The organism is Pseudocnuella soli (genome assembly GCF_004347775.1).
GTDB lineage: Bacteria > Bacteroidota > Bacteroidia > Chitinophagales > Chitinophagaceae > Flavisolibacter > Flavisolibacter aquaticus.
Window position 1 is genome coordinate 2,156,805 of record NZ_CP037755.1, and the last position, 25,741, is coordinate 2,182,545.

The 25,741-nt window shown below is 49.6% G+C and carries 20 protein-coding genes, 2 tRNA genes, 2 rRNA genes and 1 riboswitch; of the genes, 12 read left to right on the forward strand and 12 right to left on the reverse strand.

All coding sequences use genetic code 11. The annotated features are described in order from the left end of the window. Window positions 1–30: 30 nt before the first annotated feature. From EPD17_RS08925 to EPD17_RS08950, 6 genes are all read right to left on the reverse strand, one after another. Window positions 31–840, reverse strand: a complete 810-nt coding sequence (locus EPD17_RS08925; RefSeq protein ID WP_132053545.1) for a sterol desaturase family protein — start codon at window positions 838–840, stop codon at window positions 31–33. Between the two features lie 163 nt (window positions 841–1,003). Further along, complete coding sequence (locus tag EPD17_RS08930) at window positions 1,004–1,921, reverse strand: lytic transglycosylase domain-containing protein (protein WP_132053547.1); 918 nt, start codon at window positions 1,919–1,921, stop codon at window positions 1,004–1,006. Window positions 1,922–2,080: 159 nt separating this feature from the next. Further along, window positions 2,081–2,530: an Hsp20/alpha crystallin family protein gene (locus EPD17_RS08935; protein WP_114237459.1), complete on the reverse strand. Its 450-nt coding sequence runs from the start codon at window positions 2,528–2,530 to the stop codon at window positions 2,081–2,083. A 175-nt stretch (window positions 2,531–2,705) separates the two neighbouring features. Further along, on the reverse strand, window positions 2,706–3,047 hold the full coding sequence (locus EPD17_RS08940) for a hypothetical protein (protein WP_132053549.1): 342 nt from the start codon (window positions 3,045–3,047) through the stop codon (window positions 2,706–2,708). A gap of 52 nt (window positions 3,048–3,099) precedes the next feature. Continuing rightward, entirely contained in the window at window positions 3,100–4,383 is a 1,284-nt protein-coding gene (locus tag EPD17_RS08945; RefSeq protein ID WP_132053551.1) for a homoserine dehydrogenase, read from the reverse strand. A gap of 144 nt (window positions 4,384–4,527) precedes the next feature. Continuing rightward, window positions 4,528–4,648: riboswitch (SAM riboswitch) on the reverse strand. Between the two features lie 44 nt (window positions 4,649–4,692). Further along, window positions 4,693–4,917 (reverse strand): hypothetical protein, encoded by a 225-nt coding sequence (locus EPD17_RS08950; protein WP_132053553.1) that lies wholly within the window; start codon window positions 4,915–4,917, stop codon window positions 4,693–4,695. Between the two features lie 265 nt (window positions 4,918–5,182). Between EPD17_RS08950 and EPD17_RS08955 the strand changes: the two genes are divergently transcribed. From EPD17_RS08955 to EPD17_RS08975, 5 genes are all read left to right on the forward strand, one after another. Continuing rightward, window positions 5,183–5,899 carry an EcsC family protein gene (locus tag EPD17_RS08955; protein WP_132053555.1) on the forward strand — a complete coding sequence of 239 codons (717 nt, stop codon included), beginning with the start codon at window positions 5,183–5,185 and terminating at the stop codon, window positions 5,897–5,899. 129 nt (window positions 5,900–6,028) lie between these two features. Then, window positions 6,029–6,424: a hypothetical protein gene (locus EPD17_RS08960; RefSeq protein ID WP_132053557.1), complete on the forward strand. Its 396-nt coding sequence runs from the start codon at window positions 6,029–6,031 to the stop codon at window positions 6,422–6,424. A gap of 7 nt (window positions 6,425–6,431) precedes the next feature. Next, window positions 6,432–7,076: a hypothetical protein gene (locus EPD17_RS08965; RefSeq protein WP_132053559.1), complete on the forward strand. Its 645-nt coding sequence runs from the start codon at window positions 6,432–6,434 to the stop codon at window positions 7,074–7,076. A 2-nt stretch (window positions 7,077–7,078) separates the two neighbouring features. Then, on the forward strand, window positions 7,079–7,783 hold the full coding sequence (locus EPD17_RS08970) for a sensor histidine kinase (protein ID WP_165929574.1): 705 nt from the start codon (window positions 7,079–7,081) through the stop codon (window positions 7,781–7,783). Between the two features lie 3 nt (window positions 7,784–7,786). Then, entirely contained in the window at window positions 7,787–8,449 is a 663-nt protein-coding gene (locus EPD17_RS08975; RefSeq protein ID WP_114237422.1) for a response regulator transcription factor, read from the forward strand. Window positions 8,450–8,876: 427 nt separating this feature from the next. On the opposite strand, the gene EPD17_RS08980 is transcribed toward EPD17_RS08975, so the two are convergent. The 3 genes from EPD17_RS08980 to EPD17_RS08990 all read right to left on the reverse strand — a co-directional run bounded on the left by EPD17_RS08980 (window position 8,877) and on the right by EPD17_RS08990 (window position 15,517). Then, complete coding sequence (locus tag EPD17_RS08980) at window positions 8,877–9,215, reverse strand: hypothetical protein (protein ID WP_114237421.1); 339 nt, start codon at window positions 9,213–9,215, stop codon at window positions 8,877–8,879. 265 nt (window positions 9,216–9,480) lie between these two features. Next, window positions 9,481–12,372: an aminomethyl-transferring glycine dehydrogenase gene (gene gcvP / locus EPD17_RS08985; RefSeq protein WP_132053563.1), complete on the reverse strand. Its 2,892-nt coding sequence runs from the start codon at window positions 12,370–12,372 to the stop codon at window positions 9,481–9,483. Between the two features lie 394 nt (window positions 12,373–12,766). Further along, window positions 12,767–15,517, reverse strand: a complete 2,751-nt coding sequence (locus tag EPD17_RS08990; protein ID WP_132053565.1) for a TolB-like translocation protein — start codon at window positions 15,515–15,517, stop codon at window positions 12,767–12,769. Between the two features lie 126 nt (window positions 15,518–15,643). On the opposite strand from EPD17_RS08990, the gene EPD17_RS08995 reads away from it, so the two are divergent. Beyond that, window positions 15,644–16,855 carry a GNAT family N-acetyltransferase gene (locus EPD17_RS08995; protein WP_132053567.1) on the forward strand — a complete coding sequence of 404 codons (1,212 nt, stop codon included), beginning with the start codon at window positions 15,644–15,646 and terminating at the stop codon, window positions 16,853–16,855. Window positions 16,856–16,863: 8 nt separating this feature from the next. Here the strand turns inward: EPD17_RS08995 and EPD17_RS09000 are convergent, their stop codons facing one another. Together EPD17_RS09000 and EPD17_RS19955 are read right to left on the reverse strand one after the other, a co-directional pair. Further along, window positions 16,864–17,388: a GNAT family N-acetyltransferase gene (locus EPD17_RS09000; RefSeq protein WP_132053569.1), complete on the reverse strand. Its 525-nt coding sequence runs from the start codon at window positions 17,386–17,388 to the stop codon at window positions 16,864–16,866. Between the two features lie 98 nt (window positions 17,389–17,486). Beyond that, entirely contained in the window at window positions 17,487–17,636 is a 150-nt protein-coding gene (locus tag EPD17_RS19955; protein ID WP_155523234.1) for a hypothetical protein, read from the reverse strand. A 586-nt stretch (window positions 17,637–18,222) separates the two neighbouring features. Here EPD17_RS19955 and EPD17_RS09005 point away from each other — a divergent pair. Then, window positions 18,223–18,684, forward strand: coding sequence for a DUF4268 domain-containing protein (locus tag EPD17_RS09005; protein ID WP_132053571.1), 462 nt, complete (start codon window positions 18,223–18,225; stop codon window positions 18,682–18,684). 3 nt (window positions 18,685–18,687) lie between these two features. Here the strand turns inward: EPD17_RS09005 and EPD17_RS19960 are convergent, their stop codons facing one another. Further along, window positions 18,688–18,864: a hypothetical protein gene (locus EPD17_RS19960; protein ID WP_155523233.1), complete on the reverse strand. Its 177-nt coding sequence runs from the start codon at window positions 18,862–18,864 to the stop codon at window positions 18,688–18,690. Window positions 18,865–19,102: 238 nt separating this feature from the next. Here EPD17_RS19960 and EPD17_RS09010 point away from each other — a divergent pair, with 238 nt between their 5' ends. From EPD17_RS09010 to EPD17_RS09030, 5 genes are all read left to right on the forward strand, one after another. Further along, window positions 19,103–19,804, forward strand: a complete 702-nt coding sequence (locus EPD17_RS09010; protein WP_165929575.1) for a membrane or secreted protein — start codon at window positions 19,103–19,105, stop codon at window positions 19,802–19,804. Window positions 19,805–20,542: 738 nt separating this feature from the next. Continuing rightward, window positions 20,543–22,077, forward strand: a 16S ribosomal RNA gene (locus EPD17_RS09015). A 183-nt stretch (window positions 22,078–22,260) separates the two neighbouring features. After that, window positions 22,261–22,338 (forward strand) — tRNA-Ile (locus EPD17_RS09020). A 63-nt stretch (window positions 22,339–22,401) separates the two neighbouring features. Then, a tRNA-Ala gene (locus tag EPD17_RS09025) sits at window positions 22,402–22,475 on the forward strand. Window positions 22,476–22,812: 337 nt separating this feature from the next. Further along, window positions 22,813–25,708: ribosomal RNA gene (locus tag EPD17_RS09030) — 23S ribosomal RNA — on the forward strand. The 16S and 23S rRNA genes sit together here with 2 tRNA genes alongside, the layout of an rRNA operon. Window positions 25,709–25,741 lie beyond the last annotated feature (33 nt).

Genomic DNA, 25,741 nt, shown 5'->3' on the forward strand with positions numbered 1-25,741 from the left:
CCTGCAGCAAACGTTACAGGGGCGCAAAACTTATTTGCCAGCCGGTTCCTTCGGCACCGCCGGGCCGGTTTTTTCTTCAAACAGTTTTGCGTACAGCGGGCTTTCGGTGTTTTTCCATTTATCCCAAAAGGTAAAGTACAAACCATAGTTGTACTTGAACTGCTTGTGGTGCAGCGAATGATGTGTGGCACCAATCAACCAGCGGCCCAGGAAGTGGCGGTGAAAATTTTTCGGGTACACTTCAATGTCCAAATGATTGACCACGGAACTAAAGGTCATTAACGTAAGCTGGATGATGAGCACATACAAATGCATGGGCAATACCAACAACAACGCAGGCAAGAACAGGGCCTGCAGCAAACCTTCCAGCGGGTGAAACGAGAATGCGGTCCATGGCGAAGTAATATTGCTATTGTGGTGCACCTTGTGCACAATGCGGAAAATTTTTGGGTGGTGCATCCAGCGGTGCAGCCAATAGTAATACGTTTCGTGGAGCAGCATGGCAATGATCAAACTAACGGGCAGCCACCACAGCGGGTAAGCATGCACGTTATCGTACAACTGCGTATAGCCTTTTTGCCACAATACTGCAGTACCTGCACCGGCCACGGCAAACAATGCGGCCGTGATCATGCTCCATTGCACTTCTTTGCGGAACTGGCCTTTTTTATAATCGCGGTGGTTGATTTTGCGGTGCTGCCAGCGGCCCGGTTTGTAACGGTAAAAAATGACGTGAAACAATCCGGCAATTAAAAAATATCGGCCCACCACCACGGCAAACACCACCACGGTAGCCACTATAAACCAAAGGGGCTGTGAAAAATCGGGAAGTTGCTCCATGAAAATAAAATAAGGTTGATGGTTAATAACGGCCCGAAGTAATAACTATGATAAGGGTAAAAAGTTCGAAGGAGTTAAAAAGTAAAACGGCAAAAGTCGAAAAAGCTGTTGCATGTAGCAATCAAATTTTCACGTTTGCCGTTTCACGTTTCACGCCCCGCCATCATTCCGCCGGCAGCCGCAGCACATAAGTTTTGCCACCACTAACCGTCAGCGAACGGCCTTTCAGCCAAGGGTTCATGCTGCGCAAAATTTTAAACGTGGTGCCGTTGTCGATGGCAAACTGCGCCAGATTAGCAATCGAAGCGTTCACCGTTACCTCGCGGTACGGAATTTCTTTGTACAGGTCTTCTTCGGCTACATTAAAGCCCAATGTTTCGGCGTTTTCCAACAAGTGCTTAAACGTAAGGATGCGGAAAATATAACGGTTGGTTTCCTCCGGCAGCAGCAGGTCGTAATAGTTCATTGTTTGCTGGAAAGTAGCCTGCCCGTTGTAGCCGCCCATGCCGCAGTTGTACGATGCCGCAGCGGCCGTCCAGTTGCCAAATTTTGCGTATGCATTTTTCAAATACTTGCTGGCTGCATCGGTCGATTTGATGATATCCGAACGTTCATCTACCTGCGTGTTGCTGGTGAGGCCATAACCCGGTGCCGTCGCGTCCATAAACTGCCAAAACCCTTTGGCGCCGGCCCTTGAAGTGGCACCGCTCAGCAAGTTGCTTTCGGCCACGCACAGGTATTTAAAATCATCGGGGATGCCATTGGCTTTCAGCCGTTCGGAAATAATGGGGAAATAGCGGTTGGACAGTTTTTTTAAATACAACACATTGGCCGGGCTGTAAAAATTAAACAGCAATTCGCGGTCGAACCGCTCCTGCACATCCCACCGTTCCATAGGCACGGCCTCGCCGGCAAAACTCATTTGCTTCGGCAGGGCAGGAGGCGCCCATTTCGCTTCGTTTTGCGCTTTGGTCTTTTCTTCGGTGCGGCGGTCTTCCCTAAAGCCAAACTGCACCACTAGGAACAGGGTAAGCAGGGCGCCAGCGCCAAAATTGAGTATATGGGAAAGGGTGGGTTTCATACGCGGTAAAGTTGAACGGTTAAGGTCGCAAAAAAGGTGCCTGTGCTGGCGGTGCCGTTTTTACGAACCGTCAAGCTACTAAAAATAAAAAACACCCGCGGCTGCAGGCCCAATTAATTGGGTGCAGCAGCGGGTGCATTGTGCTTTTTTAAATAAGTGTTAAGCAATTTGGATGGTCCGCGGCGGACGCTGCTTTGCCTCGTCCTTTTTCGGGATCACCAGTTGCAGCAGGCCATTTTCGTAACGGGCCGCTATCCGGTCCACGTCCACCACATCTTTCGGCAGTGTAAACATGCGCTGGAACGACTGGTAACTAAACTCACGGCGATTGTATCGTTCGCCTTCTTTTTGTTCCCGTTCTTCCTGCCGTTCGCTGCGGATGGTGAGGGTGTTTCCATCCAACTCAACCGAAAAGTCTTCTTTTTTCATGCCCGGCGCCGCCACTTCCACTTCAAAATGTTCGGCAGTTTCCCTGATGTTTACCGCCGGAATAGTGGTGTTGGTGTTCGAGTTGTTGCTCAATCCCCAGTTCCAAAGGTCTTTGGTAAACAGGTCGTTGAAGAGGAGCGGCATATCCATCAGCCGGTCGTTTCTTTTTACGAGTGACATAATTTCCTCCTTTTTTAAATGTTTTAAAAATCTTGTTTCCATAACATTCTAAAAAGAACCGAAACCAGTTCACTTGTTCAAGCAGTGTGCCGGTGGCTTTTTGCTGAAAAATTTGCAGCATTGAGCTGCAAATTTTTCAGCAGGCCTGACCTTTTTGAACCTTTGTGCCATTACATTAAGGCGTTCCTTCAACGGCTTCGTCGCCCTGGTCTTCATCCTGCCCCATTGAGGTATGCGCCGTGCGGTCGTCGTCCGCGCCAAAAACCGATTCGCCTTCTTCGTCGGCTGATGAAGCCGTTACATCTGCAAACGATTCCATGCGGGGCACGGTCACGTTTTCCTGGCCCGGAATGTCCGACACATCGGGCAGGTTGATCATTGTCTCCTCCGGTTGCAGGTGCCTGCGGTCGTCGTCGCTTTCCGGCAGGTCGTTGGGTATAGACGAATGCTGCTCGCCGCGGCCCGAGGCCATATTGCGGTCTTCGTTAGGGCCGCGGTTGTTGTCTGCTGTTGCCATAAGTTTTGCTTTGGCGCAACAACATAAATTTCCATACCGCAATGCTGAATGACTAGTTCAGCAAATACGCACCGGCAAGGCTGTTTACGCCGGCCAGTTCGAGGCTGCGTTTTTTCAGCTGGCGCAATTCAATGCTTTCAATAATGCCGTTGGGGCACACCAGCAGCGACACCTGCGGTTTGCGCAGCCATTGGGCTTCTTTGAGTTTGTCAAAACGAATTACGCCGATAAAGAACTGACGCTTGTCGTTGAGGTAAGCTTCTTCGATAAACTCAAAATCATTGCGCTCCACATCGCCGTCGGCAGCATAGCTTACAAACACCCGCAGGTAAAAATCATCGGTGAGGTTGGGGCGCTGCTCCGATTTTAATTTGCGGTATTCGTAGCGGTATTGGTAGCGCAGCGCCGAAATATCGCTCAGCACGGCCGATGCCGTTGGAAACCGGCCTGCGCCTTTACCGTATAAAAATTGCTTGTCCGAAAAAGAGCTTTCAATCACCACGCCATTGTATTCGTTGCGCACTGCAAACAGCTGGCTTTCGTCGGTAACCAGTTGGGGCAGCACAAAAGCAGCCACATCGCCATTGCTCAACTTTTTGGCTTGCGCTGTGAGTTTAATTTGAAACCCTTTTTCCGCGGCATAACCGGCATCAAAAGCATGGATCTGCGTGATGCCGCGGGTCAGCAGTTCGTCGGGGTTGGCCACAATGCCGTAGCCATGCGCCAGCAAAATGGTGAGTTTGTTTACTGCGTCAAAGCCTTCTACGTCCAGTGTGGGGTCGCTTTCGGCAAAACCCTGGTCCTGCGCCTGTTGCAGCGCTTTGGAATAGGGCAGGCCTTCGGCCAAAATTTTGGTGAGGATATAATTAGTGGAGCCGTTTACAATGCCGCAAATGCCGCGCAGCAGGTCGTTGTCGTAATATTCTTCCAGGTTGCGGATCACCGGGATGGAGCCGCATACCGATGCTTCGTATAAAAACGGCACATTGTATTGCTCCTGTAGTTGCAACAGTTCGGGCAGGTGGTGGGCAATCAGTTTTTTGTTAGCGCTTACCACGGCTTTGCCGCCCTTCAGCGCAGTGGTAACAATGCTGTACGCATCATCGGCATTGTCGATCAGTTCCACAATCACGTTGATCTCGGGGTCGTTCAGCAGCAGGGCCGCATCGGTGGTAAACAGGCTGGCCGGTGCATTACGCGGCTTTTCGGGGTGTTTTACACAAATTTTACGGATGCTGGCCTGCAGCGACGGGGTTTGCTGCAATATCTGGTAAATGCCTTCGCCTACTACGCCAAAGCCAAAAAGTCCGATCGTAAGATTGTTTGCACTGCTCATGAAAAAGGGGTGTTTTATTGCCAAAAAAATGGGCGGTTATTGGGTAAAATGCAGGCTTGTCCGGCGGCGCTGTGGGGCATAAAAAAACCCTTCCGATAAATCAGAAGGGCGCAATATCATGGGAAAAATAAAGGCTTGGGTTCTGACTTATCTGCCCACGTATGGTACGTGGTTGGAATTGGCACCTTATCCTTTTACACAGTGGTAAAAAAACAGGTTGCCAAGGCTTCAAAGGGCCATTTCCCTCAGCCTTTCTGGATAAGCGATGCAGTTAAAGAACTGGCGCAAAGATAAGGTGGCACTATTTATTTAGTAAAAAAAATCTGGTGTTAAAATTTTAGGCGTCCCAAAAATGAGGACGTTTACCGGATAAACCACTTGACCAAACAAGGAACTTTTGCCCTTGTCATCCTGACGAAGGAAGGATCTGTCCTGACCACAATTGTGCGCTTTGCGGAGCTCAGATGCTTCGCTGTGCTCAGCATGACAGGCAGGGTGCTGCATCGATAACATCAACCCAAATTGCTTGGCCAAATGAAGTATTTAAATAATAAACCTCATTGCTGAATAATGATCCAAAGCCGTTCACCACAGTAGTACTAAAGCCCAATCAAGGCACATTCCCGAGATCAGGCTGTCATTTGATCTCGGGCCTGCTTTTTTGTTACTTTTTTGCAATAGCAAAAAAGTAAAACATTCAAATCAAACACAGCTTTTTCAACAATGCGAAATTCATTGAAATCAAAACCCCAGTAGCGATCCACCAACCCTTTCTTACCTTCAACCCAACACCCCGCCCATGAGTTACAACCAGCACGCCTACGCCGAACTTCAGGAATGGAAACACCGCATGGCCCGCAAGCCCAACCTGGCCGGGTACCTGAGCAAGGCCGCCCAAAACCGCATTAACCGCATCATTCCCGAAAAGGTGCATGCAGCCATTACGGCCACCATCAAAAAAATGGTGCAGGGCGTGCTGTACGGCGCCAAATATATTTCCAAGCCCCACCCGCCCGTTACCGACCTGATGGCCCGCGAAACCGAGATCATGCAGCGGATTAAAACCTACCAACACACCGCAGCGGCAGAAGGCGGCATTACCGGCGCCGGCGGCTTTTTAATGGCCATGGCCGACTTTCCCATTTTGCTGGGCATCAAGCTCAAAATGCTGTTCGATGTGGGAAGCATGTATGGCTTTGACCTCACCGACTACAAGGAGCGGGTTTTTTTGCTGCACATATTTGAGCTGGCCTTCAGCAGCCGCCAGCACCGCAGGCAGGTTTTTGAAAAAATGCAACACTGGGAAGCCAAAAAAGCAGCGCTGCCCGACGACAGCAGCCAGTTCGACTGGCGGGCTTTTCAGCAGGAGTACCGCGACTATATTGACCTGGCCAAACTGGCGCAACTGATTCCCGGTATTGGCGCCGCCGTGGGGCTGGTGGTCAATTACCGCCTCATCAAACAACTGGGCGAAACCGCCATGAATGCTTACCGGATGCGCATCATGGAGCCGTGATTGGGGGGATAACAACGGGTAAGACAGGGGCATGGTAAAACTGCGATGTAGGCCAGCGGTGTGGTTGGGTAGAAATACCCTATGCCATAACTAAAAAAATCTCCATCTTGCCACACCAAAACCACCACCATGGAAATTGTAAAAAAAGACCACCGAATTTCTAAAGCGGCAGCCGTAGCCATGACCAAACGCTACCGCCAGGAAAAGCAAAAAATCATTGCACCAAGCTTTAAGCATGAAAGCATTCTGCCCATTTGCGAAACATTCGACCGGGCAGGCTTTGATGAATTGCTGGCGCAAAAAAGCTGTGTCGGCGTTCGTGCATATTATGCCATGAACGAACAGGACCAGGTACATCTGGTTTTCGTAGGTGTGGATGCCCAGGGACGGGATATCTTACCTGCATCGGAAGACACCATTGCCCGTTTGGCTACCCAGGAATCGGCAGAAGATGACGGCGTTTTGCTGGACAACGGTGCCCGTTGCCCGGAAAATTGTCCTGAACCTTCCCCGCTTAACTCTTAGGGTTGACATGTACTCTGTAAACGAGATTATTTTATTGTCGTCGATACTCTTGCCTGCAATCACAGGGTTGGTCTGCTACAGGCGGATCAACCCTGTTTATTTCCCTTTCCTATTGCTAATGTGGTTAGGGCTGCTCAATGAAGTAGTTAGCCTCACCGTCATTTCATTAGGATTCTATAATTATTACAATTTCAACCTGTTTCATTTGGTTGAGACGTTGTTAATTATCTGGCAATTCAAAAATCTACGGCTCTTTGAGCATAGAACTTTCTTTATACTGTCCTTATCAACCATCGGTTGGTTTATCACCGAAGCCGCTATAAGCGGACTGAATGCTTTTTATTCCTATTTCTACATTTACTGTGCTGTGTTGATTGTGTTTTTATCTATGCATATGATCAACAAACTGCTGGTAACCGAACGGAGTAATTTGTTTAAAAACGCAGTTTTTCTATTCTGCTGTGCTTTTATTATTTTTTTTACAGCTTCTATTGTCACTGAAGTTTTTTGGTTGTACGGCACACAACTCAGTAAGGAATTTCGTTCCGGTATGCAAGCTATCTTTGGTTGGAGTAACTGCATTTGTAACATCATTTACGCTTTTGCAATCCTATGGATGCCGCGCAAACTGGCCTTTACACTTACATATTAATCGTGAGCCTCATTTTGGGGGCCATCATCTTATTTTTTATTATTTCACTAGTGCGGCAGCAGCGCCGCAACCTGCGCCTGTACCGCCAAAGCCTGATGGCCGAAATTACGGCCATGGAACAGGAGCGGGCCCGCATAGCCGCCGATCTGCACGATGAGCTTGGCCCCAATCTTTCCAGCGTAAAGCTGCGCATCTCATCGTTTGAGCTGCCCGACGAAACCGACCGGGTACAACTGGAAAAAACCTGCCTGCATATCGACGCCCTTATTCAGCGCATCCGCGAAATCTCGTACGACCTGCTGCCCAGCTCGCTTACCCGCAAAGGATTGTCGGCTGCACTGCAAGGCTATATCGAGCAGGTATCAGCAGGCGCCGCCATGCAGGTGCAGTTTCATGCTACCGATGGGGTAGTGGTGGCCGAGGAAAAAGCCATCCACCTGTACCGCATTGTTCAGGAAGTGGTGCACAATGCGCTGCGCCACTCCGGTGGCACCCAAATCAACATCAGCCTGTATCAGAAAGATGGCATGGTGGTGCTCGAAACTGCCGACGATGGTGTTGGCTTTGATCATTACGAAAAAACAAAAAGCAGTTCGGGCCTGGGCCTGCGCAACCTGCTGAACCGCGCCGAGATGATCGGTGGAAAAATGTTTGTGGAATCAGGGAAAAATAAGGGCACACGCTATACTTTTGAGGTTCCCGTTTAAACAATGAACAAAACCACCCCACTGCGCCTGGTACTTGCCGACGATCACGAACTGTTTCGCGACGGTTTGCAGGTGATGCTCAAAAAACAACCCACCATCGAAACCATTGGCGAAGCGTCGAACGGCGTGGAGCTCCTTTACCTGGTACGCACCCTGCACCCCGATGTGGTGATCACCGATATTAAAATGCCGCAAATGGACGGCATTGAAGCCACCCGTCAACTGGTAAAAGAATTTCCAAAGCTCCCGGTCATTGCCCTTTCGATGTTTGATGAGGAAAACCTGATTGTAGACATGCTGGAGGCCGGGGCCCGTGGCTACCTGCTCAAAAATGCATCGAAGCAGGAAATTGTAGCCGCCATTGAAACGGTGGTGGACGGCGAAGTGTATTACTGCGGCAACACATCGCGCAAACTGGCCAAACTGATTGCTACCAGCAAGTTTGATCCGCGCAACCATGCAAAGGAACCCGAATTTTCGGCCCGTGAAGTGGAGATCATCCAAATGATCTGCGAAGAATTGTCGAATAAAGAAATTGCTGCCCGGCTGGGGCTTAGCGTTCGCACCGTGGAAGGGCACAGGGAGCGCATCCAGGAAAAAATGAATGTGCGCAATATGGCCGGCATCGTGGTGTATGCCATCAAGCACCACCTGTACAAGGTGTAGGCACCGCGGGGCATCGACAGCAATATTCATGTTGAATACCCATTTACACCAGCAAAAGAATTAGCCCCCGCCAACCTTCCCGCACTGTCATGCCGAACTCGTTTCGGCATCTCCCGCCCAAACAACAGCCATTGCAAAAAAAAGTGCAATGACCATTTTTTAATGAAACGCATTGAACGGGTAACCCCAACACGCAAGCACAACCGAAAATCATTTTACAAAAGTGTGTAGCCCGTTGCAATCGTAACTATTACTTGGTAATAAAACGAAGCAACAAAGCAAAACGGATTTATACCTAAAAAGAAAGGTTCTTCATTACTGAAGAACCTTTTGCAGTTGGTTTTGGTGCATTTAGATAACATCCTGGCTGGATGCCTGCTCATTCAGGGAATTGGTTGGTTCCCGTTAATTATATCGAAGGGCCGGGTTAATAAATAATGTCGAGGTCGTTCATCTCCACAATTACTTCACCGCCAACCATAATCATCACACCGGCGTACTGGTTGACGTTGGTAAGTTTTTCGGCATAAACAATTTCCATCTCGGTGCCTTCCTCACAAAGCACATTCGGCACAATTTCCAGCAGCAGCCAGTCGGGCCGTTCGGGCAAGGATAGCCGCTTTTCAAACCGCGGCTCTAGGATTAAATTGTTTACTACTACATCGCCTATTACAAAGAGTGTTGCGGTGGGTTGTTCGTCGGCATATTGTACATCGACCCAAGCTTCCCAGAGATCAATGTTCTGGGCTGTGATGGTAGTGGTCATAAACGGGTTTGTGGCTCTAAGTTATGATTCCCTTTTCATCATCTGTACACGGTTAATACGGGTAGGGGTACCGTATTTTTACGTAATTATATGTGATAAATGCGTCATTAATTTAATATCATGGCTGTTTCCACCTAAAATCCGGAAAAACGCAGCCCTGGCCTGGTAGTTTTCTTTTATTTGTCGCGGCAAAACGCACAAAAAAAGTCCCGGTGATCCGGGACTTTTTAATTGTCAAAGCATTCCGCTTGCGGTAAAACCGATCTTACGATTCCTCGGCATAAGCACTTACGGGCTCGCAGGTGCATTGCAGGTTTCGGTCGCCGTAAGTATTGTTTACCCGCGCCACCGAAGGCCAGAATTTATTGCCTTTTACATAAGCCAGCGGAAATGCTGCCATTTCGCGGCTGTACGGTTTTTTCCAGTCGTCGCTGCACACCATGGCCTGCGTATGCGGTGCCGCTTTCAGCGGGTTGTCTTTTTTGTCCAGTGCGCCTTCTTCAACCAGCGCAATTTCGCGGCGGATGGATAACAGCGCATCGCAAAAACGATCCAGTTCCTCTTTGTCTTCGCTTTCCGTTGGCTCGATCATGATGGTGCCCGGAACCGGGAAACTCATGGTAGGCGCATGGAAACCGTAGTCCATGAGGCGTTTGGCCACGTCTTCGGCTTCAATTTCAGCAGTGCGTTTAAATGGCCGCAGGTCCACAATAAACTCATGGGCACACTCGCCATTGCTGTTGGTGTACAAAATATCAAATTGCTCCTTCAGGCGGGCCCGCATATAATTGGCGTTCAAAATGGCAAACTCTGTTGCCTTCCGAACACCGTCGGCGCCCAGCATGCGGATGTACGCATAAGAGATGAGCAGGATGGATGCAGAGCCATAAGGCGCTGCGCTAACCGCACCGGCTGCGCGGTCTTGTGCGCCTTCGGTATGCTGGCCAATTTCCACGTGGCCGGGCAGGAACGGCGCCAGGTGTGCTTTTACGCAAATGGGTCCCATGCCGGGGCCACCGCCGCCATGCGGAATCGCAAAGGTTTTGTGCAGGTTAAGGTGGCATACATCGGCACCAATAAGGCCGGGAGCTGTGAGGCCCACCTGTGCATTCATGTTGGCACCATCCATATATACCTGTCCGCCATGCTGGTGAATAATGGCTGTGATTTCTTTTACCGTTTCCTCGTACACGCCGTAGGTGCTTGGGTAAGTAATCATCACACCCGACAGGTTTTCGGCATGTTGTTCTGCTTTTGCCTTGAGATCGGCCACGTCAATGTAGCCATTTTCCAAAGCTTTTACCACCACCACTTTCATCCCGGCCATCACTGCCGAAGCAGGGTTGGTGCCATGTGCTGAAATCGGGATCAGCATCACATTGCGGTGATGATCGCCACGGCTTTCGTGGTAGGCCTTTATCGTGAGCAGACCGGCGTATTCGCCCTGGGCGCCGCTGTTGGGCTGCAGGCTGCAGGCATCAAACGCGGTGATCTCTGAAAGATAACGGCTCAATTCTTTTACCATAAACTGGTAACCGCCGGCTTGCGCCATTGGTGCAAACGGGTGGATCTTGCTCCAGTGTGTCCAGCTCAGCGGGATCATTTCTGATGCTGCATTCAGCTTCATAGTGCAGCTGCCCAGTGCAATCATGCTGTGGTTCAGGGATAGGTCTTTGCCTTCCAGCATCCGCATGTAGCGCATCATTTTGGTTTCGCTGTGGTGCGAGTTGAATACCGGATGCGTTAGGAACTCGGATGTGCGGGTAAGTGCCGATGGAATATGCGCAAGCGTTGCATTATGATCGATCTGGTAAGTAACCGGGTCCACATCATTTACAAACGAGTTGATCACATCAAACAGGTCGGAAGGCGATGTGGTTTCATCCAGCGAAATGCCAATATGCTGTCCGTCGTAATAACGGAAATTCAATTGTTGGCGTTCGGCTTTTTGGCGATACGGCGTTACATCGTCCACTTTTACCACAACGGTATCGAAAAAATGATTATGCACCACGGTGAAGCCTAAGTGCTGTACGGCTTCGGCCAGGGTTTGTGCCAGCAGCGCAATGCGTTTGGCAATATTGATCAGGCCATCAGGACCATGATACACGGCATACATAGCGGCCATGTTGGCCAGCAGTGCCTGCGCCGTGCAGATATTGGAAGTGGCTTTTTCGCGTTTGATGTGTTGCTCACGGGTTTGCAGCGCCATGCGCAGCGAACGGTTGCCCTGTGCATCGATGCTTACGCCAATGATGCGGCCGGGCATGTTGCGCTTGAACTCGTCTTTTGCTGCAAAAAAAGCAGCATGCGGACCGCCATACCCAAGTGGCACGCCAAAGCGCTGTGCCGAGCCAAAGGCCACATCAGCACCCAGTTCGCCCGGCGATGTAAGCAGGGTTAAAGCAAGCAGGTCGGTAGCCATGGCTACAAAGGCACCGGCGCCATGCATTTGCTGGATAAAATTGCGGTAGTCTTCAATAGAGCCTTTGTCGTTGGGGTATTGTACCAGTGCGCCACAATAAGTAGCGTCGGGTTGCGCCTCGCGGTAGTCGCCAAACACCAGTTCAATGCCCAGCGGCGTGCCGCGGGTAATCAATACATCCTTCGTTTGTGGAAACACTTCGGCGTCTACAAAAAACTTCGGACGGGTGATATTTTCCGACTTGTTCAGGAAAGAAAAGAACAGCGCCATGGCTTCGGCGGCAGCGGTGCCCTCATCGAGCAAGGATGCGTTGGCAATGGGCAGGCCGGTAAGGTCACTCACCATGGTCTGGTAGTTCAGCAGGCTTTCGAGGCGACCCTGCGAAATCTCGGCCTGGTAAGGCGTGTACTGCGTGTACCAGCCTGGGTTTTCAAACACGTTGCGCAGGATCACGCTGGGCGTGATGGTGTCGTAATAACCCTGGCCAATGTAGTTTTTGAACACCTTATTCTGCATCGAGATTTCCTTGATGTGTTGCAGGTATTCGTTTTCGCTCATAGCGGCCGGCAGGTCCAGGTCTTTGTTCATCCGGATGTCGGCGGGCACAGTGCTGTCAATCAGTTCGTCGAGGCTGGAAACGCCGATCACGCGGAGCATTTCCTGCATCTGGGCTTCATCGGGACCGATATGGCGGCGCTGGAATTCCGTTGCTTGTCTTTCCAAAAAGCTCATATAATATGTGGTGCTTTGAAATTTGGGGGCAAAGTTAACCCCGTTTGGCTACAAATATGGGTTTGCGCAAATGTTGCACTGTTAAACGTTATCGATTAAATGAATCGCTAAAGGAGTGCTGTTTTACTATATAATTCGTCAGGTTTTTGGCAAAAAAATGACATAACTAAAGCCAGGTTTATTCCGCATTTTGCCGCAGCAAAATGCACCCGAGATTTCGATACTGCAACCCCTTTGAAATTTCATTTGATTGCAGCATTCATTTATATCACATGCATTTTAATGCAAACAAACAACAACGGCTTTTGGCTTACGCGTTGCTGGTTATTTACCGTTAAACTGAACTCAAAAAGTCCGGCGATTTGTTTTGAGTAAAGATTAAAGCAATCTTTCCCTACTGCCGTAACAGATCCACCGGCAACACCACTGAGAAATTGTGCCGACTGCCATTCCCGCCAAAACCCTCATCCAGCAAATAACTGTAGCGCAGGCCGATGGTAGCATCCAGCTGGTTCATCCACTTGGTATCAAAAAACAGCTCTGTGCCGGTGCTGCGCAGTGCCCGCTGGCCAATGCGGCCCGGCCACCAGGCTCGCTGGTAATCGTAAAAAAGGTTGGCGCGGATGCGCATAAAATAAAGCAGGCCACCAAAACCCCAGTCGGGATAAAAAAGCGGTAAGTGGTAGTTGGCCGAAACACGCCACATCCGTGGCAGGTAATAATCGGCATAGCCGCGGGCATTGGCAAAACGGTTGCTGAACAGCACCAGCCCGGTATCAGCCAGCTGCATCGAACCCGCCAGCACCAGGCTGTGGTTGCGTATCGATGGCAGAGACATTTGCCCGTTCACCAGCCACTGCCGGCCGGCGCCATCCAATTGGTGCCGCAGCGAAGGCGCAATGGCCAGGCTCCATCGCGGGAAAATATGCTGCCGGGCCCGGGGTAACTGGTGGCTGAACGATACCGAATGTTGCAGGTAGGTGCGGGTAGTGGCCTGGTAAGGATTTTCCTTTCCACTGGGCATCAGCCGGTTTACCACCACGCTGGAACCAAAGCGCAGGAACTTGTACGTTTTGCCACCCGAAAAATTGAGCGGGATATAAAATCCGGCATTGGCTTCGGCCTGGTCAAAAAGTTGTGTTTGGCGCGGCGTACGCAGCCGCCGGTTAAAGGTGTATTCGGCGCCGCCGGTAATCACCGGGTACAGGCCGCCATAGGCTATGTTGGCACCCACACCGTGTGATCGCTCATTTTGGTTGTACCGGTAATAGGCTGTTGCATCCAGCGTATTTAAAACGTTCTGGCTGTACGCCGAAAAAAGGAACTCGGGGTCTTCATAATTGGGGCGCCAGCTGTGCAGGTTCACGAGGCCCGTGCTTTTGCGGTATCGCTTGGTAGCAAAGCGTTGCGTTGGTGTTTGTAAAATATTAAAGCTGTCGCTGGATGGAGCAAAACGTTCCCGTTCATTGGCCAAGTATTCCTTTGCCAGCGGCTGGCCCTGGGCCGTGCCGGTTTGCAGTTCCAGTCCGTTGGCAGTGAATTGCGCAAAATATATGTTGTCCCCTTTTGCCGAAACAAAATAATTGCCCGTTTCTGTTTCGGTCAGGCGCTGCAATTCGCCACTTGCAGCATCAAACGAATACACATCATCGGTGCCGGAAGCACTTGAGGTAAAATATATTTTTCCCTCCGACACAAATGGGTAGCCAAGTGTATTATAACCGGCATACAACAGCATTTCCTGCGCACCGGTGGTAAGGTTCCAGTGGTGCAGCGCCATCGATCCGTTGCGGCGGCGGTGTACCGTTACCAGCGTTTCTTCATCAATAAAACGGGGGTGCAGCAACATGGTGCCTTCGCCAATGGTTAGCTCCTGTAGCAACTCGCCGGTTTCGGCATCCAGCAGGTGCAGCCTGCTGCGGGTGCTGGAGTCAATTTCTATAGCTGCCAGCTTTTTACCCGACGGCGAAATGTCCGGGGTAAAATAGCGGCGCTTTTTGGTGAGGGTGCGTTCCCGGCCCGTGGCCATATCCAGCACCACGATGTTGCTGTAATTGGTAAGACTCCAGCGTGCATCGGTATTGTAGGCGGTGTACACAATTTTGCCGTTGCGATAAGCAAACCAGTCTTCCGATGAAATATGCCGCAGCTTCAGCACTTTTTGTTGGCCATTGTGTTGTAAAACAAAACGCGGCAGGTGGCGGTAAGAACTCTCAAGAAAAAGCAATGAATCCTGCCCGATCATTTGCGGAAAAAACTGCTGCCGCACCAAGCCCTTCGGCTCTGCCTCCTTCGGACGGGGCAACTCCTCACGGTAATCCCTAAACGCTTCCTGCACAAAATTGCGGAACCGCATGCCGCTGTGTTTTTTTACAGCCGACCGCATCGGTGTGGGCAGGCCCCGGTATGCACTGGCATCGTGCACTACCTTTTCCCAAAATGCATCGCCAAACTGGGTGTAGCCATAGTTGGTAAGCAGGTAGCCAAACTGGTAGTGGTTGGGCACATAATCTTTCAGCGACCCGTTCATCCACTTCATCAGGCTGTAGTTGCGCCCCGCCAGCCAGATAGAGGCAGGCCCACTCATGAACTGCGGCAGGCGGCCGCGGCCTTGGGGCGTCAGCACCGTTTCGGAATGCACGGCATCGCCTTCGAAGAACCAGTTGGGCACCGCCAGCGAGTTGGCAAATGCCTGGCCTTCTTCGCCCAGGAGCACCCGGAAAGCTTTGGACAGGCCGCGGTTCATGTTGCTGTATTGCTGCACATGCCGGTATTCGTGGATGGCCAGGTGTTCGTACCAGGGCACATTGCCCTGCGCAAAAATATCGGAGCCGGGTATCAGGTAAAATTCGCTGCGCCACGGCCCGAGGCCCACATAACCATTTGCCAGCGTGGTGTTGGGATGCAACACCACGTTTATTTTGTCGATGCGGTTGCCCAACGGCTGCGGTCTCGTTGCTGCCATGCGGTGCACCAGGGCTGCTATGCGCTGCGCCTGTGTTTCGGATTGGGACTGAAAAATAATCCGCGCCGTATCGGTGTCGATCTGCTGCCAGCGGGTACGGGGTGCAAAACCTCCAAACTGCTGTGCCTGGGTACCATTCTGCAAGAAAAAAAGAAAGGCCAAAACAAAAATGCGGTGCATAGGGCACAAGTTAGGATAAGTAAGTTGCGTTATAGCGTAGTGTAAAGGGGTAAAAAATGCGCGGATGGTCTGCCACATTCAACGCATTTTGGTGGATGGTTGTTATCTTAACCTAAACAAAAAAGCATGTTGCTCACGGCTCTTGCAGTTGCCCCGGGATTGGCCATTTGCTTTTTCTTTTTTTACAAAGATGCGCATAACCCCGAGCCGGCCCGTTACCTGCTCGTCTCTTTTTTGCTGGGCATGCTGGCCGTGTTGCCGGCGGGCATAATCGAGCTGCGCTTATTTCGCTCCACACCGCATTCCATTCCCGAAACCTTGTTTACCGCCTATTTTGTGGTGGGACTGGTAGAGGAGGGCGCCAAATATTTAATGCTGCGCAGCTATGGCTTTACCCGTTCCAGCTTTGATGAACCGCTGGATGGCATTGTGTACGCGGTGATGGTGAGCATGGGTTTTGCCACGCTTGAAAATGCCGGGTACATCTGGCGCCACGGCTACGAGGTGGCCATTTTGCGCATGTTTACTTCCGTGCCGGCCCATGCATCGTTTGCAGTAGTGATGGGATATTTTGCCGGCAAAGCCAAATTCGATCCCGCCCGGCGACCGCTTCTATTGCTGTGTGGGCTGTTGGGTGCCGCCTTTTTGCATGGCACCTACGATGCGTTTTTGCTGCTCAGCGAAAACCACTGGCTTACCCAATATGTTTCGGAATTACTGTTGGTGTGCGGTGCTCTTTTTTCCCTGTTCCTGGCGGTGCACCTGAGCCGGCAGTTGCTGCGCCTGCATTACCGCACCTCCGAACGGCTGTTTCGGCTGGCGCCGGTGTGGGATGTGCAGGAGGTTGCCCCAAGTCAGCTGCCGCAGGTGCACCTGTTGGTAACGCATGCCCTTGCCGAAGCAGAAGAAACTGTGGGAGGTACAGAACAAACCCAATTGCGGCAATGGCAATCGATTGAAGCACTGCGCCAGGCTTGGTTGCACGGCCACCGTTTTATGCTGGTGTTTAATGCCGGCCTGCCGGTTGGGTTTATTGCTTTTGCCGCTGGGGCATCGGGGCGTTTTCACTTGCTGCACCTGTATGTGCTGGTGCACCACCGGGCCAGGGGCACCGGCAGGTTTTTGCTGCAGCGGGCCGAAACTAAAATGATTGACCATGGCGCCGTTGCCATTATGTTATCGGTGCCGGAAACTGACCCGGTGCGGCCATTTTTTGAAAAATCGGGTTTCACCGAAAGCAATGATGATCTAGTGAAACAGTCGGAGGATGGAGCACTTTGGCTGCACAAAAATGTAGTTCCGATAATCGTTGATGAAGCGGCAGCGTTGCCTGTTTAACTTGAATTTTAGGCCAACGCTTTTTCCATCACAATAAATTCAAGCGGCTGTTTGGGGATGCCAAATCTTGGATCGGTGGGAAAAGGTTTGCGATCGCCGGTGATGGTGTAGCCCTTCGATTGATACCATTGAATCAATTCCTGCCGGACTGAAATAACGGTCATCACCATTTTTATGCAGCCTTTTTCTTTAGCAAGGTTTTCGCCGGCTGCCATCAGTTGTTTACCAATGCCCCCGTTTTGCAGTGTGGGTTTTACGGTGAGCATACCCAGGTACATGGAAGTTCCTTGCTGCTCCAATTGTACCACCCCAACCAGTTCGCCGGCTTCAGTCGTTGCTTTTAAAAGCGTGGTGTTTGCATCAGCCAACAATTGCTTTATGCCCGCTTCATCCACCCGGATGCCGTCGAGTAGTTCGGCTTCGGTGGTCCAGCCCTTGCGGGATGTGTCGCCGCGGTAGGCACTGTTTACCAGGTGCACAATAGCTGGAACATCTTCTTGCTTGGCGGGTACAATCGATAATGAAAGGCTCATGCCGCGAAGATAAATGGCGGGCATAAAAAAAGGGCCGCTTCAGGCCCCCTTAGTTTTCAATGGTACAGTTCTCGATCTTCAACAGGTACAGTGTTTTATCATACAGCCATATAGCTACTTACCAATACATAAAAAGATGCGCCTACAAATGCCAGCAACAGCAACAACACAGTGATGGTAGCGCCCCAATTGAAGTCTTCTCTAACAGGCGCCGTTACCATTTTTTCATGCTCACGATTCAGGTTCATAAATATTCAATTTTATCTACTTACCCTTTATAAGTGCAAAAGCGTGCCATTTCGTTTTAAAGCGGAAAGTGCCTGTTTTAAGCTCCTTTGCTAAGTTTTGGTGTGGATGGTTTACCCCAACGACTGCTTTCTGCGTACAATTTTTTAAAATATTAAACTGCATTTTGCTAAATGAACAAAGCCACCCAACGGGCGGCTTTGTTGCAAAGTTTTTTGTGGTAAGATCGGTTAGGGGTGCATGGAGCACATTGCTGTCACGGGTACCGAACCTGAAGTTTTTTCAAAACCTATGGAGATGAAATAAAATTTATTTAGGCAGGACTGTTGAGCAGCATATACAAGCTGGCTGCGCCAAAAATGACAAAGAATAAAATCAGGAATACGGCAATTTTCGACTGGATCTGCTTCAAACTCACTTGATTCATCTGTACGGGTTTACTATTCGCTTTCATAACATTGGTTTTCTTTGCTATTAGGAAATAACATGCCATTTTTTCGAACGTCGCTCTATTTTCTTTGGCTGGCTGCAAGTCTTTATTAATGGTTGCGTTGCGTTTTCTTTGGCGTCCATCCCTAATTTTAGCCTATGTTTTCCCGTCAGGAAGCCTCACGTATTCGCCAGGAATTTTGGACTGCCTTTGGGTTGTATATGGCCCCCGTACATTCCGCAGATGGCGAAAAAATCAATTGGATCAATTACAAAACCAGCGAAAAGCATGTGCAGTTTCGCATGGATGCCGGCAGCAATGAAGCAACCATCGGCATTGAAATGCGCCACCCCGATGCGGGTGTGCGCCATTTATATATGGAGCAACTGCAGCAGGTAAAAAAAATATTGGAAGCGCACCTAGGCGAAAGCTGGACCTGGCAGGACGAAGCCGAGGATGAACACGGAAAAGCGTTCAGCCGGGTGTATCAGCAATTGCCTAATGTTTCTGTATTTAGAAAGGATGACTGGCCGGCGCTGGTTTCTTTTTTCAAACCCCGCATCAGGGCGCTGGATGCATTTTGGAGCGAGGCCCGTTATAGCTTCGAAGCGCTTCGGTAAGGCTTAGCTGTTTTCCTTGGCGCGGTGACAGATCAATTCTACCGAAAAACTGAACGCCAAAGCAAAAGCAACCGATTGCCACAGGGACTGGTCTTTTACAAAGGATACGATCATCATTACAAAGCAGAAGAGGCTTACCATCACAGTGAGGGCGTTCTTTTCAGTCAAGTATTTTTTCATCGGATATTTTAAATTTCGAAAGGTTTAGGTCGCCAAAAATAGGTTTCAATTTTAAATATTGGAACCCGTTTATCGGTAAATAGGCGTTTATTATCGGCAAAGGTTTGTTAAACAAGGTTTTTGATCAATGCGGCACTAATGAATCGTACCTTTTCCACCGGACAGATACAATTTGTTTTTACATTCATTCACCCAAAATATACTTGCCATGCGAACAAGAACAATAACCAGGTTTTTAATGTTGTCTGCATCTTTAGTTGTGCTGGCAGCTTTTCTAAGAAAACCGCAACCGCCACAGCAAACGCTGCAAGGTGCCTGGCAAATGAAAACCGGCGATACTGCACATCTTTTAATAGCAACTGACGGATACCTTTCACATACCGCTTATGCAGGTAAAACCTTCCTCTTTACCAAAGGCGGCCCATTTGAACGAAAAGCTGATGGCTTGCATATTAAATGGGAATACGACACGCAAACGCCGGACAATGTGGGCACCCAATCGGTTGTTGCAACTTCGGGCACTGGCAATAATTTGGTGACCACTGCAAAAGATGGCGTTGCAAAAAGATGGACGCAACTCGATGCAGGCCAAAGCCCATTGGCCGGTGCCTGGCAAATAACCCAACGCATGCAAGACGGCAGCATGCAAACCATTCACCAAACAGGCACCCGTAAAACCGTGAAGCTGTTAACTGGTTCGATGTTTCAGTGGGTTGCCATTGATCCGGGCGCTAAAGGCTTTTACGGAACCGGCGGCGGCCGCTACACTTTTACTGATGGCAAGTACACGGAGCACATCGACTTTTTCTCCCGGGATAGTAGCAGGGTAGGAGCTTCATTATCTTTTTCCGGCAAAGTGGAAGGAGGCAACTGGCACCACAGTGGCAAAAGTTCTCGTGGCGATGATATACATGAAGTATGGAGCCGGGGTAGAAAGTAATCGTGAATTATTTACGATGAAGGAAACACCGTAAGTATATAAGGGAATATAACCACCAATCGTTAACCCTTCGTCAAAGCGCAATAAAAGTTCCTTTTATTGCGCTTTTTATTTGCATTGAATTACCTAACCCTCTTATCTTTGCAGGCCGCGGTTGTCGGTACAGGGCAGCGGATAGTTCTCTTCATTTAGTTCTTTGTTGTTTCGGTTAAAGTTTTTGTGGTTTTGGTCATTTTTGGAAAGATTGAAAAAAACTTTTGGTCAATTGGATTGGTTTTCTTTATCTTTGCACTCCCGAAAACGGGGAATGGAGTTCTTTAAGTGGTTGGTTTTTAGGTAGTTGCGGTGTTTTTAAGAAAGGAGAAGCACTAAAATTTCTGAAAAAACTTTTGGTTGTTGTGTTTGGTTCTCTTATCTTTGCACTCCCAATTACGAAAGAGGGGTTTGTTTAAAAAATAGTTCTTTATTGTTTTTTAGGGTGTTTGGTGTAGCTGATTTAGGTGATTGGTTATGACCTGAGGGGATCGCATCCCTGGGCGCTTACGAAAAAGGGGTACTGCTGATAGGGTGGTATCTTTTAAGATCTTTGAAAGTTTGGAAGCAACAGCACGGTACATTTTATATGTACCAAATAACATTAGGTAATCAAATAAAGCGAATAACATTAATTATTCGATTTTTTGACTCGTTAATTAATCCTTGAGATTATTAATTAGTCAGGAATTGGACACTTCATTTACAATGGAGAGTTTGATCCTGGCTCAGGATGAACGCTAGCGGCAGGCTTAATACATGCAAGTCGTGGGGCAGCATGGTGTGTAGCAATACACACTGATGGCGACCGGCAAACGGGTGCGGAACACGTACGCAACTTACCCTTAAGTGGGGGATAGCCCGGGGAAACCCGGATTAATACCTCGTAACACTGTGAAGTGGCATCACTTTATAGTTATAGCTCCGGCGCTTAAGGATGGGCGTGCGTCCCATTAGGTAGTTGGTTGAGGTAACGGCTCACCAAGCCTGCGATGGGTAACTGGTGTGAGAGCACGACCAGTCACACGGGCACTGAGACACGGGCCCGACTCCTACGGGAGGCAGCAGTAAGGAATATTGGTCAATGGACGCAAGTCTGAACCAGCCATGCCGCGTGGAGGATGAAGGCCCTCTGGGTTGTAAACTTCTTTTATGGGGGACGAAACCCCGGATTTTTATCCGGCCTGACGGTACCCCAGGAATAAGCACCGGCTAACTCCGTGCCAGCAGCCGCGGTAATACGGAGGGTGCAAGCGTTATCCGGATTCACTGGGTTTAAAGGGTGCGTAGGCGGGTTTGTAAGTCAGTGGTGAAATCCCGAAGCTTAACTTCGGAACTGCCGTTGATACTACAGGTCTTGAATACTCGGGAGGTGAGCGGAATATGTCATGTAGCGGTGAAATGCTTAGATATGACATAGAACACCGATTGCGAAGGCAGCTCACTACAGAGTCATTGACGCTGAGGCACGAAAGCGTGGGGATCAAACAGGATTAGATACCCTGGTAGTCCACGCCCTAAACTATGGATACTCGACGTGTGCGATATGACAGCATGCGTCTGAGCGAAAGCATTAAGTATCCCACCTGGGAAGTACGACCGCAAGGTTGAAACTCAAAGGAATTGGCGGGGGTCCGCACAAGCGGTGGAGCATGTGGTTTAATTCGATGATACGCGAGGAACCTTACCTGGGCTAGAATGCTGAGTGACCGCGGGTGAAAGCTCGTTTTATAGCAATATACACTCAGTAAGGTGCTGCATGGCTGTCGTCAGCTCGTGCCGTGAGGTGTTGGGTTAAGTCCCGCAACGAGCGCAACCCCCATCAGTAGTTGCCATCAGGTAACGCTGGGAACTCTACTGAAACTGCCGTCGTAAGACGCGAGGAAGGAGGGGATGATGTCAAGTCATCATGGCCTTTATGCCCAGGGCTACACACGTGCTACAATGGGGCGTACAAAGGGCTGCCACTTAGCGATAAGGAGCCAATCCCAAAAAACGCCTCTCAGTTCAGATCGCAGTCTGCAACTCGACTGCGTGAAGCTGGAATCGCTAGTAATCGTATATCAGCAATGATACGGTGAATACGTTCCCGGACCTTGCACACACCGCCCGTCAAGCCATGGAAGCCGGGGGGACCTGAAGTCGGTAACCGCAAGGAGCCGCCTAGGGTAAGACCGGTAACTGGGGCTAAGTCGTAACAAGGTAGCCGTATCGGAAGGTGCGGCTGGAATACCTCCTTTTTAGAGCGCTTAGCTTTTGGTTACTATTATTTAGGTAATAGCAAACTAAAACACTTGATTGCTTAATGTGCTGTTGTTTCCAAAATCTTTCAAAACTTGTTTTTCAAAAACCAGTTCTTTTACTTAAACTCTTAAGTAACCCGACAGACAATGTAGAGGGGCTTACTACAGAATGAAACATTCAGATCCGTAGCTCAGCCTGGTTAGAGCACTACACTGATAATGTAGGGGTCAGCAGTTCAAATCTGCTCGGGTCTACCAAAAGAGAAGAAAGCTGCAAGCCGCTAGCTACTAGCTGCAAGCTTAAAGCTAGATTCCTTTTATGGGGGATTAGCTCAGCTGGCTAGAGCACCTGCCTTGCACGCAGGGGGTCAACGGTTCGAATCCGTTATCCTCCACTTTTTAAAAGTCCGTAAAGTCGGAAAAGACGGTAAAGTCAGTAAAGTAGTTCTTTCAAACTTAGTTAGATGTGGGGTATGGCTTTTAGGCCTGGAGGTTCGCAACCTTAATACTTACAGATAAAACGCGAGAAGTTAATAGCGCAATGCTTGCAGCTTCTGCAGTTTAAGTTCTTTGACATATTGGAAAGCAATTGTAGTAGAAATAATGCTATAGTTAGCCAAGATCACAATGATAGTTTTTTTGCATCACTAAATAATTTTGGTGGTCTGAAGTCAATCAAAGTGGTTGGGTAAATACAATTTTCACAAATTGAATTAGATAAATCTAAAAAGATTTAAAGCACATAAGGGCGCATGGTGGATGCCTAGGCTCTGAGAGGCGATGAAGGACGTGGTAAGCTGCGATAAGCCAGGGGGAACTGCACACGAGTGATATATCCCTGGATCTCCGAATGGGACAACCCAGTACGCTGAAGGCGTATTATCTCGAAAGAGAAGCCAACCCGCTGAACTGAAACATCTAAGTAGGCGGAGGAAAAGAAAATAAACAAAATGATTCCCTAAGTAGTGGCGAGCGAACGGGGAAGAGCCCAAACCTGTGGGGCGTGCTCCATGGGGGTTGTAGGACTGCATTTAGAAACACTCATCAAGCTGAACCATCTGGAAAGTTGGGCCATAGGGCGTGAAAGCCGCGTAAGCGTACATTGAGTGGGACGAGCAGTATCCTGAGTAGGGCGGGACCGGAGAAATCCTGCCTGAATCTGCCAGCACCATCTGGTAAGGCTAAATACTCCTCAGAGACCGATAGTGAACCAGTACCGTAAGGGAAAGGTGAAAAGCACCCTGAATAAGGGAGTGAAATAGTACCTGAAACCGTGCGCCTACAAGCGGTCGGAGCTACGTTTACGTAGTGACGGCGTGCCTTTTGCATAATGAGCCTACGAGTTGCTCCTCACTGGCGAGGTTAAGTTCTTATTTAACGGAGCCGTAGCGAAAGCGAGTCCGAACAGGGCGTTCAATTAAGTCAGTGGGGGCAGACGCGAAACTTTGTGATCTATCCATGGGCAGGATGAAGGTGGGGTAACACCCAGTGGAGGTCCGAACCCATTAGCGTTGAAAAGCTATGGGATGACCTGTGGATAGGGGTGAAAGGCCAATCAAACTGAGAGATAGCTCGTTCTCCCCGAAATGTTTTTAGGAACAGCGTTGCATTAATTAGAGTTTATGAGAGGTAGAGCTACTGATTGGGCTAGGGGGCTTCACCGCCTACCAAACCCTGACAAACTCCGAATGCTCATAAATGCTATGCAGCAGTGAGGCTGCGGGCGCTAAGGTCCGTGGCCGAGAGGGAAATAACCCAGAATAGCAGCTAAGGTCCCCAATACATGGTTAAGTTGGACAAACGAGGTGGCGTTTCTATAACAGCCAGGATGTTGGCTTGGAAGCAGCCATTCATTTAAAGAGTGCGTAACAGCTCACTGGTCGAGAGACGCCGCGCGGAAAATAATCGGGCATCAAACCATGAACCGAAGCTCTATGATTGCACTTTGAGTGTATATCGGTAGGGGAGCATTGAAACCTGCGTTGAAGGTGATGGGTGACCATTGCTGGAGTGGTTTCAAACGAAAATGTAGGCATAAGTAACGATAATTAAGGTGAAAAACCTTAACGCCGAAAGTCTAAGGGTTCCTGATCAACGTTAATCGGATCAGGGTTAGTCGGGTCCTTAGGTGAACCCGAAAGGGGTAGCTGATGGAAAGCTGGTTAATATTCCAGCACCCACTGTAGTTTCGATGGGGTGACGCAGTATTGAACCTTCCCCGCACTTACGGAATAGTGCGGTTAACCGTGTAGCTATAGGTTTTGCAGGCAAATCCGCAAGACTTGGCAAAGCGGGAAAGTACACCAAAGCTTCGGCTGCGGTGAGTGAAGTTAAAAGCTGCCGAGAAAAACCTCTAAGGTTAGGCTACAGCGGCCCGTACCGCAAACCGACACAGGTAGACGGGATGAATATTCTCAGGCGCTCGGGTGAGCCGTGGAGAAGGAACTAGGCAAATTGACGCTGTAACTTCGGGATAAGGCGTACCATAGCGATATGGTCACAGTAAAATGGTTCAACCAACTGTTTAACAAAAACACAGGGCTCTGCAAAATCGAAAGATGACGTATAGGGCCTGATACCTGCCCGGTGCTGGAAGGTTAAGGAAGGGTGTTCGACCGCAAGGTCAAAGCTCCTGACTGAAGCCCCAGTAAACGGCGGCCGTAACTATAACGGTCCTAAGGTAGCGAAATTCCTTGTCGGGTAAGTTCCGACCTGCACGAATGGTCTAATGAGTTGAACACTGTCTCCTCCACGAGCCCGGTGAAATTGTAGTATCGGTGAAGATGCCGGTTACCCGCCACGGGACGGAAAGACCCCGTGAACCTTCACTACAACTTTGCATTGATTTTGAACAACGGGTGTGTAGGATAGTTGGGACGCTATGAAGCAGCCTCGCCAGGGGTTGTGGAGCGGTCGTTGAAATACCAACCTCTCTTTGTTTAGAGTCTAATCCCTTTCGAGGGAAACAGTGCATGGTGGGTAGTTTGACTGGGGTGGTCGCCTCCTAAAGTGTAACGGAGGCTTGCAAAGGTTCCCTCAGTACGGTTGGTAATCGTACGCAGAGCGCATCAGTATAAGGGAGCTTGACTGTGAGACCTACAAGTCGAGCAGGGACGAAAGTCGGCTGAAGTGATCCGGTGGTTTCTATATGGAAAGGCCATCGCTCAAAGGATAAAAGGTACTCCGGGGATAACAGGCTGATCTTTCCCAAGAGCTCATATCGACGGAAAGGTTTGGCACCTCGATGTCGGTTCGTCACATCCTGGGGCTGGAGAAGGTCCCAAGGGTTCGGCTGTTCGCCGATTAAAGTGGCACGTGAACTGGGTTCAGAACGTCGCAAGACAGTTCGGTCCCTATCTGTGGTGGGCGCAAGAAAATTGAGTGGACATGACCTTAGTACGAGAGGACCGGGTCGTACGTACCGCTGGTGTATCGGTTGTGCCGCCAGGTGCAGTGCCGAGTAGCTATGTACGGACAGGATAAACGCTGAAAGCATCTAAGCGTGAAACCTTCCACAAGATGAGTTTTCTTTTAAGGGCCGCAGCAGACTACTGCGTTGATAGGCTACAGGTGTAATCGTAGTAATACGTTCAGCCGAGTAGTACTAATTGCCCGTACGCTTTAATTTTATTATCTAACTAACATTATACTTTACTACAAA

Excerpts from the sequence above, each read along its gene's own strand:
- EPD17_RS09010 (WP_165929575.1), top strand. The coding sequence starts at position 19,103 with ATGTTGTCTGCATCTTTAGTTGTGCTGGCAGCTTTTCTAAGAAAACCG.
- EPD17_RS08990 (WP_132053565.1), bottom strand. The coding sequence starts at position 15,517 with ATGCACCGCATTTTTGTTTTGGCCTTTCTTTTTTTCTTGCAGAATGGT.
- EPD17_RS08945 (WP_132053551.1), bottom strand. The coding sequence starts at position 4,383 with ATGAGCAGTGCAAACAATCTTACGATCGGACTTTTTGGCTTTGGCGTA.
- EPD17_RS19955 (WP_155523234.1), bottom strand. The coding sequence starts at position 17,636 with ATGAACCTGAATCGTGAGCATGAAAAAATGGTAACGGCGCCTGTTAGA.
- EPD17_RS08980 (WP_114237421.1), bottom strand. The coding sequence starts at position 9,215 with ATGACCACTACCATCACAGCCCAGAACATTGATCTCTGGGAAGCTTGG.
- EPD17_RS09005 (WP_132053571.1), top strand. The coding sequence starts at position 18,223 with ATGTTTTCCCGTCAGGAAGCCTCACGTATTCGCCAGGAATTTTGGACT.
- EPD17_RS19960 (WP_155523233.1), bottom strand. The coding sequence starts at position 18,864 with ATGAAAAAATACTTGACTGAAAAGAACGCCCTCACTGTGATGGTAAGC.
- EPD17_RS09000 (WP_132053569.1), bottom strand. The coding sequence starts at position 17,388 with ATGAGCCTTTCATTATCGATTGTACCCGCCAAGCAAGAAGATGTTCCA.
- EPD17_RS08935 (WP_114237459.1), bottom strand. The coding sequence starts at position 2,530 with ATGTCACTCGTAAAAAGAAACGACCGGCTGATGGATATGCCGCTCCTC.
- EPD17_RS08960 (WP_132053557.1), top strand. The coding sequence starts at position 6,029 with ATGGAAATTGTAAAAAAAGACCACCGAATTTCTAAAGCGGCAGCCGTA.
- EPD17_RS08975 (WP_114237422.1), top strand. The coding sequence starts at position 7,787 with ATGAACAAAACCACCCCACTGCGCCTGGTACTTGCCGACGATCACGAA.
- gcvP (WP_132053563.1), bottom strand. The coding sequence starts at position 12,372 with ATGAGCTTTTTGGAAAGACAAGCAACGGAATTCCAGCGCCGCCATATC.
- EPD17_RS08955 (WP_132053555.1), top strand. The coding sequence starts at position 5,183 with ATGAGTTACAACCAGCACGCCTACGCCGAACTTCAGGAATGGAAACAC.
- EPD17_RS08930 (WP_132053547.1), bottom strand. The coding sequence starts at position 1,921 with ATGAAACCCACCCTTTCCCATATACTCAATTTTGGCGCTGGCGCCCTG.
- EPD17_RS08995 (WP_132053567.1), top strand. The coding sequence starts at position 15,644 with ATGTTGCTCACGGCTCTTGCAGTTGCCCCGGGATTGGCCATTTGCTTT.
- EPD17_RS08925 (WP_132053545.1), bottom strand. The coding sequence starts at position 840 with ATGGAGCAACTTCCCGATTTTTCACAGCCCCTTTGGTTTATAGTGGCT.
- EPD17_RS08940 (WP_132053549.1), bottom strand. The coding sequence starts at position 3,047 with ATGGCAACAGCAGACAACAACCGCGGCCCTAACGAAGACCGCAATATG.
- EPD17_RS08965 (WP_132053559.1), top strand. The coding sequence starts at position 6,432 with ATGTACTCTGTAAACGAGATTATTTTATTGTCGTCGATACTCTTGCCT.